This window comes from Mycobacterium sp. NPDC049093, from assembly GCF_040704635.1.
GTDB lineage: Bacteria > Actinomycetota > Actinomycetes > Mycobacteriales > Mycobacteriaceae > Mycobacterium.
Genome location: NZ_JBEZJS010000006.1, coordinates 577,497 through 588,699, shown reverse-complemented (window position 1 = coordinate 588,699; position 11,203 = coordinate 577,497). Strand labels below are relative to the sequence as shown.

General features: G+C 68.2%; 8 protein-coding genes and 1 pseudogene. 8 read left to right on the top strand and 1 reads right to left on the bottom strand.

What is annotated here, in order from left to right; all coding sequences use genetic code 11:
- Positions 1–280: 280 nt before the first annotated feature.
- Positions 281–511, top strand: a pseudogene (locus AB0876_RS25995) (transglycosylase family protein); the annotation flags it as partial.
- Positions 512–657: 146 nt separating this feature from the next.
- Here the strand turns inward: AB0876_RS25995 and AB0876_RS25990 are convergent.
- Positions 658–1,806 (bottom strand): FAD-dependent oxidoreductase, encoded by a 1,149-nt coding sequence (locus tag AB0876_RS25990; protein ID WP_491841248.1) that lies wholly within the window; start codon positions 1,804–1,806, stop codon positions 658–660.
- A gap of 135 nt (positions 1,807–1,941) precedes the next feature.
- On the opposite strand from AB0876_RS25990, the gene AB0876_RS25985 reads away from it, so the two are divergent.
- From AB0876_RS25985 to AB0876_RS25955, 7 genes are all read left to right on the top strand, one after another.
- A complete protein-coding gene (locus AB0876_RS25985; RefSeq protein WP_491841249.1) occupies positions 1,942–2,553 on the top strand; it encodes a hypothetical protein in 612 nt (203 codons plus the stop codon).
- A gap of 73 nt (positions 2,554–2,626) precedes the next feature.
- The gene (locus tag AB0876_RS25980; protein ID WP_526043268.1) at positions 2,627–4,594 is read left to right on the top strand and encodes a S9 family peptidase; all 1,968 of its coding nucleotides are present in this window, start codon (positions 2,627–2,629) and stop codon (positions 4,592–4,594) included.
- A 10-nt stretch (positions 4,595–4,604) separates the two neighbouring features.
- Complete coding sequence (locus AB0876_RS25975; RefSeq protein WP_526043267.1) at positions 4,605–5,855, top strand: saccharopine dehydrogenase family protein; 1,251 nt, start codon at positions 4,605–4,607, stop codon at positions 5,853–5,855.
- A gap of 116 nt (positions 5,856–5,971) precedes the next feature.
- Positions 5,972–6,586 carry a DUF937 domain-containing protein gene (locus AB0876_RS25970; protein WP_491841252.1) on the top strand — a complete coding sequence of 205 codons (615 nt, stop codon included), beginning with the start codon at positions 5,972–5,974 and terminating at the stop codon, positions 6,584–6,586.
- A 99-nt stretch (positions 6,587–6,685) separates the two neighbouring features.
- Positions 6,686–9,352, top strand: a complete 2,667-nt coding sequence (locus tag AB0876_RS25965; RefSeq protein ID WP_526043266.1) for a valine--tRNA ligase — start codon at positions 6,686–6,688, stop codon at positions 9,350–9,352.
- Positions 9,353–9,359: 7 nt separating this feature from the next.
- Positions 9,360–10,766, top strand: coding sequence for a bifunctional tetrahydrofolate synthase/dihydrofolate synthase (folC, locus tag AB0876_RS25960; protein ID WP_491841254.1), 1,407 nt, complete (start codon positions 9,360–9,362; stop codon positions 10,764–10,766).
- Entirely contained in the window at positions 10,763–11,197 is a 435-nt protein-coding gene (locus AB0876_RS25955) for a DUF4233 domain-containing protein (protein ID WP_491841255.1), read from the top strand. The genes folC and AB0876_RS25955 overlap by 4 nt, the downstream gene beginning before the upstream one ends.
- The last annotated feature ends 6 nt before the right edge of the window (positions 11,198–11,203 follow it).

The window sequence follows — 11,203 nt, the reverse complement described above, 5'->3', positions numbered from 1 at the left end:
CAAGGGCATCAAACGTGAACTGCCGCATGTGCCGCCGTCGGAAACCCCCGGCATGATGTCGGCCCTGGTCGGATTCTGGATGCAGCCCGATTCGGCGAACCCATTAGTGACCGCACAGTTGCACGAACGTGATCAGCATCTGCAGCGGTCCTGGTGTCAAAGGTCGGGGAAGGGCCGTGAGATGACCATACGAAGTGCGTTGAACAGGACTTTCTGGATTACGACGGCGTCGGCGGGCGTCCTGCTGACGCCCCTGTTCGCAGGCACTGCGACCGCCGGTGCGGACACGGTGAACTGGGACGCCATCGCCGATTGCGAATCGGGCGGCAACTGGTCCATCGACACCGGTAACGGCGCCTACGGCGGTTTGCAGTTCAAACCCACCACCTGGGCCGCGCACGGCGGCACCGGTTCGCCTGCCTCAGCCTCCCGGGAGGAGCAGATCAGGGTCGCCGAGAACGTCCTGGCCACCCAGGGGATCGGGGCCTGGCCGACATGCGGCCCCCGCGGCGGGATGCCGACCGGCTGGGCGGCGCCCAGTGCACCGACCGGCTGTCAGGCCGTGCGCTCCGGGGCGGTGCTGGGCATCTTCGATCTGCGTCGGATCTGCACGACGTTCCTGGACCCGCTGGGCGCGTTCGGAGTGCCGCACTGAGCTCAACGCACCGGGGTGAATGCCCCGCGCCCGGCGATTGAGGCCAGATGTCGGGTCAGCACGAACTCCGGCACCAGTACGGACGCCCGGGTGGCCGCGGCGCTGAGTGCCGGCGGGCGCAGGTTCACCAACCGTCCGACCAGTTCGGCCTCCCGCACGATGGTCATGACCCGCCTGCGCCGCATTGTCGCGAACCGGGAGAACGCGCTGCCCAGATCGGGCTCGCCGGCCGCGAGGGCGGCGAGCGTGGCCGCATCCTCCAGCCCCTGGCAGCCGCCCTGGCCCAGATGCGGGCGCATCGGATGGGCCGCGTCCCCGGCGATCACTGCGCGGCCGCGCGACCAGATGCGGGCGGGGGCACGGTCGTAGAGGTCGTTCCGGAGCACATCGTTCGGATCGGTTGCGTCCAGCAGGGTCGGGATCGGTTCCGACCACGCCGCGAAGTGCCGCTTCAGGTGGGCCAGCTCGCCATCAGGCGTGGTCTGGCCGCGCGGCGCGCGCTGGGTGGCGAACCAATAGGTGTGGTCGTCGCCGAGCGGCACATGTCCGACCTGTGAGCCGGCACCCAGCGTCTCGCCCGACAGATCGGGATCGAGCGGGCAGTCGGCCACGGCGCGCCACGCGGTGTAGCCGGTGTAGCGGCGGGGCAGCGGTCCGTTCAGATGTCTGGCCACCACTGAGTCGACGCCGTCGGCGCCGACCAGGCCGGCCGCCTCGCGGACCGTGCCGTCGGTGAAGGTGACCCGCACCTCCGAGGCGCCGATCTCGACCTTGTCGGCGGCGAGCTCGTAGTGGACCGTGCCCGGCACGAGTGCGCCCGTGAGAATTTCGGTCAGGGCGGCGCGCCTGATCACCACCAGCGGTTCGCCCAGCGCCCGGGTGAACCGCTGTGCCTCCGGCCGGCGCAACCAAGCTCCGCCGGCCCGACGCAGCGCTCCGGTGGTCACTCGGCCTCCCGCGCCGCGGACCTGATCGCCGAGACCGATCTCATCGAGTGCGGCCAGCGCGTTGGGCCACAGGCTGATTCCCGCGCCGGGAGTGACGTCGCGGCGGGCCTCTGCCACGGATACGTCGAACCCCTGCTGCTGCAATGCGACTGCGGTGGCCAGGCCGGTGATACCGGCACCGACGACCAGGACGGACTGTGCCATCGGTCGAATCTAACGGGTGGGATGAGGTGGCTCGCCGTGACCGGAGTTGGGATCGGTAGCCTTCCAGCGTCTGCACAGTCTTTGTACAGATTCCCGCGCCCGAAGTGCCGGGCCAGAACACAGTCAGAGGACCCGATGAAACTCACCCGCTTCGGTATCGCGCTTGGCGCCACACTGATTGCTGCCTCCGCATTGAGCGGTTGCTCGAAGGCCACCGAGCTCCGGGATGCGGCCGCCGGGGCAGCCGAGAAGGTTGTCTCCTCGGGTACCGAGAAGATCACCGAAGCGGTCTCGGGCAATCTGTTCACCGCCGAGGGCATCGACAACGCCTTGGCGGCGATCGGCGAAAAGGTCGGCGCCAACCCGATGCAGGTGGTCGATGTCGTGATCACTCCGGGTGTCATCAAGGTCGAGGCAGTCGATCCCAAGGCCCCGACCGAGCTCAACGAATGGAGTTACACGTCCGGCGCGGTCGCGCCGTCGCGCCCCATCGACTACGACGACGACACCGAGGCGTTGCAGCAGAATCTGTTCGCCACCTCCGACGTGCCGAGCAGCGCGATCGCCGCGGCGATCGATGGCGCCGTGGCGGCGAGTGAGATTGCCGACGGCAAGGTCCAGACGGTGAGCATCAAGCGCAACATCCCGTTCGACGAGAACGTGGTCATGTTCATCAACGTCCAGGGCGAGCGCAGCAGCAAGCAGGTTCGAGCCGACGTCACCGGCAAGATCACCGAAGTGGTCTGACCCACCGGGAACAGCGTTGCCACGCGGCCCGTACCGGACTCCGGTGCGGGCCGCACCATTACGGTGGGGAGCCATGACGGTGTTCGACGATCTCGACGACTACCTCTCGCTGCCCCGGGTGTCAGGGCTTGCGGTGTCGCCCGACGGCTCCCGGCTGGTCACCACGATCAGCACCCTCAACGACAAACGTACCGAATTCCTCAGCGCCATATGGGAATTGGACCCCACCGGAACTCGACCGGCGCGCCGGCTGACCCACGGGGCGAAGGGGGAGTCCGCGCCGGTGTTCACCGCCGCGGGGGACCTCCTGTTCCTCGCGGTGCGCGCGGGTGAGGGTGACGACAAACCGCCCGCAGCCCTGTGGCGCCTGCCCGCGAGCGGCGGTGAGGCATTCGAGGTGCTGACGATGCCCGGCGGTGTCGCCGGCGCGTTGAGCGCCCGGGCCGCCGACACCACCGTGGTGACCGCGCCGCTGCTGCCGTCGTCGACAGGAGTCGAGGACGACAAGGCAAAGCGCGACGCGCGCAAGGACACCAAGGTCTCGGCGATCCTGCACACCGGCTATCCCGTGCGGCACTGGGATCACGACCTCGGCCCGGATCAACCGCACCTCCTCGATGCCGAGGGGCCACGGGATCTGACCGCCGAGCCGGGCGCGGCGTTGCGTGAGACCACATTCGACCTCAGCGCCGACGGCGGATTCGTGGTGACGTCCTGGCAGGCGCCGGGCCCCGGCACCGCCCTGCGGGTGGCCCTGGTGCGCATCGACCGTGTCACCGGAGAACGCACCACCATCGCCGAGGAACCCGGTGCCGACCTGGAACGCCCCGCGATCGCGCCGGATGGCAGCGCGGTGGCCTTCACCAGGGAAACCCATTCCACTCCCACCGCGCCGCCGCGGATCACGTTGTGCTGCATGCGGTTCGGTGAAGAGCCGGTGGAGTTGACCGGCGCCTGGGACCGCTGGCCGTCCTCGGTGGCCTGGACACCGGACTCGTCGTCGATCATCGTGACGGCCGACGACGGCGGCCGTGGCCCGATCTTCTCCGTCGACCCCGTATCCGGTGCGGTCACCCGGCTGACCCACGACGATTTCACCTACTCCGATGTGCGTCCCGCGCCCGGCGGCGTGATCTATGCGTTGCGCAGCTCCTATGCCGCGCCGGCACATCCGGTCCGCATCGATCCGGCCGGCACCGTCAGCGAGATCCCGTGCCTCGAAGCGCCTGAACTGCCCGGCACCCTGACCGAGGTGACCGCGACCGCCGCCGACGGCACGCCGATCCGCTCCTGGCTCACACTGCCCGCAGGCGACGAACCGGCCCCGCTGGTGTTGTGGATCCACGGCGGACCGTTGGGCAGCTGGAACACCTGGCACTGGCGGTGGAACCCGTGGCTGCTCGCCGCCCAGGGTTACGCCGTGCTGATGCCCGATCCGGGGCTGTCCACCGGATACGGACAGGACTTCATCGCGCGCGGCTGGGGCGCCTGGGGTGCCGACCCGTACACGGACCTGATGGCCGCGACCGATGCCGCGTGCGCACACCCGCGCGTCGACGCCACGCGCACGGCGGCGATGGGGGGATCGTTCGGCGGCTATATGGCCAACTGGATCGCCGGACACACCGATCGGTTCAAGGCGATCGTCACCCATGCCAGTCTGTGGGCGCTGGACCAGTTCGGACCCACCACCGACGGCGCCTACTGGTGGGCTCGTGAGATGACACCCGAGATGGCCCAGCGCAATTCACCGCACCGGTTCGTCGGCGACATCACCACTCCGATGCTGGTCATCCACGGCGACAAGGACTATCGCGTACCGATCGGCGAGGCGTTGCGGCTGTGGTACGAGCTGCTCACCCATTCGGGGTTGCCCGCCGACGAGAATGGCGAAAGCCCCCACCGCTTCCTGTACTACCCGAGTGAGAACCACTGGGTGCTCTCGCCGCAGCACGCCAAGATCTGGTACCAGGTGGTGACCGCATTCCTCGGTGATCACCTGCGCGGTCAACCGGTGCAGTTGCCGGAACTGCTCGGGTAGCGTCGGGAGCGTGACGCAGCGAGAGTTTGATCTGGTGCTGTACGGCGCCACAGGGTTCGCCGGAAAACTGACCGCCGAGTACCTGGCGCGGGCCGGGGGATCGGCCCGGATCGCCTTGGCCGGCCGTTCCGAGGAACGGTTGCGCGCGGTCCGTGACGGTCTGGGGCCGGGCGCGCAGTCGTGGCCGTTGGTGACTGCCGACGCCACCTCGCAGGCTTCGCTCGATGCCATGGCTGCGCGCACCCAGGTGGTGGTGACGACGGTGGGTCCCTACGCGCGCTATGGCATGCCGCTGGTCGCGGCCTGCGCGGCGGCCGGCACCGACTACGCCGACCTGACCGGTGAGACGACATTCATCCGCGACAGCATCGACCTGCATCACAAGCAGGCCGTCGACACCGGCGCGCGGATCGTCCATTCCTGCGGATTCGATTCGGTGCCATCCGATCTCACGGTGTACGCGCTGTATCAGCGGGCGTCGGCCGACGGCGCGGGCGAACTCGGCGACACGAACCTGGTGGTGCGCAGCTTCGCCGGCGGCGTGTCGGGCGGCACCGTGGCCTCGATGCTGGAACTGCTCGACACATTGTCGTCGGATCCGGAGGCCCGGGCGCTGATGAACGATCCGTACACGCTGAGCCCCGACCGCGGCGCTGAGCCCGAACTCGGTGCTCAGCCCGACGTGCGGTGGCGCCGCGGCGGTGAGATCGCTCCCGAGCTCGCCGGCTACTGGACCGGCGCATTTGCCATGGCGGCCCCGAACACGCGAATCGTGCGGCGCAGCAATGCATTACTGGACTATGCCTATGGACGCCGATTCGAGTACGCCGAGCAGATGAGCGTGGGGCGGTCGCTCGCCGCGCCGGTGGCCGCGGCTGCGGTGACCGGAGCCAATGCCTTCACCCTCGGGGTGGGAGGCCGTTACTTCAACCGGCTGCCCAGCGGGCTGGTCGCGCGACTGGCCCCGAAGCCGGGAACCGGCCCTAGCGAGCGGGCTCGCGAGCAGGGCCACTACCGCGTCGAGACCTACACCACGACGACGTCGGGCGCCCGGTATGTGACAAGCATGGCCCAGCAAGGAGATCCCGGATACAAGTCGACGGCGGTGTTGCTCGGCGAGTGCGGGCTCGCCCTGGCTACCGATCGTGACGCCCTGTCGGAACGGCGCGGTGTGCTGACACCCGTCGCAGCGATGGGGGATGTGCTGCTCACCCGGCTGCCCGCGGCCGGGGTGTCGCTGGAGACCACCAAGCTGGGCTGAACCGTCGCAACGCGAACGGATCGGCCTGCGTCGAACACCTGTGGGACAAGATCAGATTCGACTAGTGTCGGTTCCGAGGACTTCCAGTACGCCAGCAACGAAGGTGGGATAGAAAAATGGCCGGTCTCGACGATCTCTTCGCACAGATCCCGGTAGCGGATATTGCCAGCAAGCTCGGCGCAGATGAAGGCGAGGTGAACGCCGCTATCAAGACCCTGGTGCCGGCCCTCGTCGGCGGCGTGGCAGAGAACGTGCAGGCCGACAACATCGATTCGAGTGATCTCGAGTCCGCGGTCTCCGCGCAGGGTGTCAGCGGCCTGCTCGACGGTGGAGTGAGTGTCGACCAGGTTGACGCCAACGAGGGCAACCAGATCGTCTCGAAGATCTTCGGCGGTAACGACAGCAACCAGGTCGCGTCGGCGTTGGCGGGTACCGGTGCCGGCGGTGGCGATCTGATCAAGAAGCTGCTGCCGATCCTGGCGCCCATCGTCTTGGCCTACATCGGCAAGCAGTTCGCTCAGAAGAACGCCGCACCCGCGGGCGAGGCCCAGGCTTCCGGCGGCGGCGGCCTCGGGGACATCCTCGGCAGCATCCTGGGTGGCGCGACCGGTGGCGGTGCGGCTGCCAACAACCCGCTCGGCAGCATCCTGGGCAGTGTCCTGGGCGGCGGTGGCGGTCAGGGCAATGCCATCGGTGAGATCCTCGGCGGCCTGCTCGGCGGCAAGAAGTAACCCCGCCCCGACCCTGCTCGAGAGCCTCCGACGCCCAGCGAACGCACCGGGCATCGGGGGCTTTCGCGTATTCGGGCGCGTCCTTCTTAGAATGGCTCGGTGACTCCCACCCCTGACAACCGTGCCGATGCCCTCCCCAAATCCTGGGATCCGGCTGCGGTAGAAGCCGACCTGTACCAGGGCTGGGTGGACGCCGGATACTTCACCGCCGATCCGGCCAGCGAAAAGCCGCCGTACTCGATCGTGCTACCGCCGCCCAACGTGACCGGCAGCCTGCACATGGGCCACGCGCTCGACCACACGCTGATGGACGCGCTCACCCGCCGCAAGCGGATGCAGGGCTTCGAGGTGCTGTGGCTGCCGGGCATGGACCACGCCGGCATCGCCACCCAGACCGTGGTGGAAAAGCAGCTCGCTGTCGACGGCAAGACCAAGGAAGACTTCGGCCGCGAGCTGTTCGTCGAGAAAGTCTGGGACTGGAAGCGCGAGTCCGGCGGCACCATCGGCGGGCAGATGCGTCGCCTCGGTGACGGCGTGGACTGGAGCCGCGACCGCTTCACCATGGACGAGGGCCTGTCGCGCGCGGTGCGGACCATCTTCAAGCGGCTCTTCGATGCCGGGCTGATCTACCAGGCTGAGCGGTTGGTCAACTGGTCACCGGTGCTGGAGACCGCGATCAGCGACCTCGAGGTCAAATACGAGGACGTCGAGGGCGAGTTGGTCTCGTTCCGCTACGGCTCACTTGATGACACACAACCTCATATCGTGGTGGCCACCACCCGCGTGGAGACCATGCTCGGTGACACCGCGATCGCGGTGCACCCCGACGACGAGCGTTACCGCCACCTGGTCGGCAAGACTCTGCCGCACCCGTTCGTCGACCACGAGATGATCATCGTGGCCGACAGCCACGTCGACCCCGAATTCGGTACCGGCGCAGTCAAAGTCACTCCCGCGCACGACCCGAACGACTTCGAGATCGGGCTGCGTCATCAGCTTCCGATGCCGACCATCATGGATGCCAAGGGCCGGATCGCCGACACCGGAACGCAATTCGACGGCATGGACCGGTTCGAGGCCCGGGTCAAGATCCGCGAGGCGCTGGCCGAGCAGGGCCGGATCGTCGCCGAGAAGCGCCCCTACCTGCACAGCGTCGGGCACTCCGAGCGCAGCGGCGAGCCCATCGAGCCGCGACTGTCCCTGCAGTGGTGGGTCAAGGTCGACGGCCTCGCCAAGGCAGCCGGTGATGCGGTGCGCAACGGCAACACCGTGATTCACCCGCCGAGCCTGGAACCGCGGTGGTTCGCCTGGGTCGACAACATGCACGACTGGTGCATCTCCCGGCAGCTGTGGTGGGGCCACCGGATCCCGATCTGGCACGGTCCCAACGGCGAGACGGTGTGCGTCGGCCCCGACGAGACTCCGCCGGATGGCTGGGAGCAGGACCGCGACGTGCTCGACACGTGGTTCTCTTCGGCGCTGTGGCCGTTCTCCACGCTGGGCTGGCCCGAGCACACCCCGGATCTGGCCAAGTTCTATCCGACCTCGGTGCTGGTCACCGGCTACGACATCCTGTTCTTCTGGGTGGCGCGGATGATGATGTTCGGCACGTTCGTCGGCGACGATCCGGCGATCACGTTCGATGGCGCTCGCGGTCCGCAGGTGCCGTTCGAGAATGTCTTCCTGCATGGCCTGATCCGCGACGAGTTCGGCCGCAAGATGAGCAAGTCGCGCGGCAACGGCATCGACCCGCTGGACTGGGTGGAGAAGTTCGGCGCCGATGCGCTGCGGTTCACCCTGGCCCGCGGCGCCAGCCCCGGCGGCGACCTGTCCATCGGTGAGGACCACGCCAGGGCCTCCCGCAACTTCGCCACCAAGCTGTTCAACGCGACCCGGTTCGCGCTGATGAACGGGGCGGCCCCCGCTGAACTGCCGGCGGTTGCCGACCTGACCGACGCCGACCGCTGGATCCTCGGCCGCCTCGAAGAGGTGCGCGCCGAGGTGGATGCGGCACTGGACAGCTACGAGTTCAGCCGCGCCTGTGAGGCGCTGTACCACTTCGCCTGGGACGAGTTCTGCGACTGGTACGTGGAACTGGCCAAGGTGCAGCTCGGCTCCGAGAAAGATCAGGGTGTCACTCATACAACGGCGGTGCTGGCCGCCGTGCTGGACGCTCTGCTCAAGCTGCTGCACCCGGTGATGCCGTTCGTCACCGAGACGTTGTGGAAGACGCTCACCGATGGTGAGTCCATCGTCATCGCGCAGTGGCCGCAGGCCTCCGGTATCGCGCTGGATCCGGTTGCGGCACAACACATTGACGACATGCAGAAGCTGATCACCGAGGTGCGCCGCTTCCGCAGCGACCAGGGCCTGGCCGACCGGCAGCGGGTTCCGGCCCGGTTGTCGGCGATCGCCGAGGCCGGTCTGACCGAGCAGCTGCCCGCGGTCACCGCGTTGGCCTGGCTGACCGATGCCGCTGACGGGTTCACCCCGTCGGCCGCGGTCGAGGTGCGGCTGACGCAGGCCACGGTGCTCGTCGAGGTGGACACCTCGGGCACCGTCGACGTCGCGGCCGAGCGGCGACGGCTGGAGAAGGACCTGTCCGCCGCGCAGAAGGAACTCGCCACCACCACGGCCAAGCTCGGCAATGAGGCCTTCCTGGCCAAGGCGCCCGAGAACGTCGTCGACAAGATCCGCGGCCGTCAGCAGTTGGCCGGTGAAGAGGTCGAGCGGATCACCGCACGCCTGGCCGGTCTGGCCGGATGAGGATCCGGTGACCGACCCGATTCCGACGCCTGACGAGGTCGCCGCGCTGCTGCAGGTCGAGCACCTGCTCGATCAGCGGTGGCCCGAGACCAAACTGGATCCCAGCACGGCCCGGATCGCGGCTCTGCTGGAGCTGCTGGGCTCGCCGCAGCGCGCCTACCCGTCCATCCATGTGGCAGGGACCAACGGCAAGACGTCGGTCGCGCGCCTCATCGACGCGCTGCTGACCGCACTGCACCGACGCACCGGACGCACCACCAGCCCGCACCTGCAGTCCGCGGTGGAGCGCATCTCGATCGACGGGAAGCCCATCACCCCGGCCCAATACGTCGAGACCTATCGAGAGATCGAACCGTTCGTGGAACTTGTGGACCAGCAGTCCGAGGCTGCCGGCGGCCCGAAGATGAGCAAGTTCGAGGTTCTGACCGCGATGGCCTTCGCGGCCTTCGCCGATGTCCCCATCGACGTCGGGGTCATCGAGGTGGGGATGGGTGGACGCTGGGACGCCACCAACGTCGTCAATGCCCCCGTCGCGGTGATCACGCCGATCGGCATCGACCACACCGACTATCTCGGTGACACGATCGCCGAGATCGCGGGAGAGAAGGCCGGCATCATCACCCGGCAGCCTGACGACCTGGTGCCGACCGACACGGTGGCCGTCATCGCGAAGCAGGTTCCGGAGGCCATGGAGGTGCTGCTGGAAGAAGCAGTGCGCGCCGATGCGGCCGTCGCCCGTGAAGACTCCGAATTCGCCGTGCTCAGCAGGCAGATCGCCATTGGCGGACAGGTGCTGGAGCTGCAGGGGCTGAGCGGGGTGTACTCCGATATCTTCCTGCCGCTGCACGGTGAACATCAGGCCCACAACGCCGTCCTGGCGTTGGCTGCGGTCGAGGCGTTCTTCGGTGCGGGTGCCGACCGTCAGCTCGACGTCGACGCGATCCGGGCCGGCTTCGCGGCCGTGCACAGCCCGGGTCGGATGGAACGGATGCGGAGTGCACCAACGGTTTTCATCGACGCGGCACACAATCCGGCCGGTGCGGCAGCGCTCGCGCAGACCCTGCAGCAGGAGTTCGACTTCCGCTACCTGGTCGGGGTGGTGTCGGTGATGGGGGACAAGGACGTCGGTGGCATTCTGACCGCGCTGGAGCCCGTCTTCGACCAGATCGTGGTCACCCACAACGGGTCGCCGCGGGCGATGGACGTCGAGTCGCTGGCGCTGCTGGCCGAGGAACGTTTCGGCCAGGATCGCGTGATCACCGCCACGACGCTGCCGGACGCCATCGAAACGGCGACCGCGCTGGTGGAAGAGGCCGGCGCAGACGAAGGCCTGTCCGGGGCCGGCATGGTGATCACCGGTTCGGTGGTGACCGCCGGCGCGGCCCGGACCCTGTTCGGACGGGACCCGCAATGAACGATCAGACCCCTGGCAATCAGACCCCGGGCGATGCGACACCCGGCGACACGCCGGCGCCGCCCGACCCCTGGAAGAGCTTCCGTGGGGTGATGGCGGGGACGCTGATTCTCGAAGCCATCGTCGTATTGCTCGCACTGCCGGTGGTGGGTACCAGCGCGGCCGGGCTGACCTGGGCGTCGGGTGGCTTCGTGGTCGGGCTGGCCGTCGTGTTGATCCTGATGTCGGGGATCCAGGGCCGGCCGTGGGCCATCTGGGCGAACCTCGGCATCCAACTGGTCGTGATCGCCGGGGCGCTGATCCATGGGGCGATCGGCTTCATCGGCGTGATCTTCGCCGTGGTCTGGCTGTTGATCGTGTACCTGCGGCGCGAGGTCAAACGCAGGCAGGATCGCGGTCTGCTGCCCGGTCAGCAGCCGCCCAGCGAATAGCCGTGC

Bases quoted from the DNA above. Each gene is read 5' to 3' on its own strand.
- AB0876_RS25980 (WP_526043268.1), top strand. From the start codon at position 2,627: ATGACGGTGTTCGACGATCTCGACGACTACCTCTCGCTGCCCCGGGTG.
- AB0876_RS25970 (WP_491841252.1), top strand. From the start codon at position 5,972: ATGGCCGGTCTCGACGATCTCTTCGCACAGATCCCGGTAGCGGATATT.
- AB0876_RS25985 (WP_491841249.1), top strand. From the start codon at position 1,942: ATGAAACTCACCCGCTTCGGTATCGCGCTTGGCGCCACACTGATTGCT.
- AB0876_RS25990 (WP_491841248.1), bottom strand. From the start codon at position 1,806: ATGGCACAGTCCGTCCTGGTCGTCGGTGCCGGTATCACCGGCCTGGCC.
- AB0876_RS25955 (WP_491841255.1), top strand. From the start codon at position 10,763: ATGAACGATCAGACCCCTGGCAATCAGACCCCGGGCGATGCGACACCC.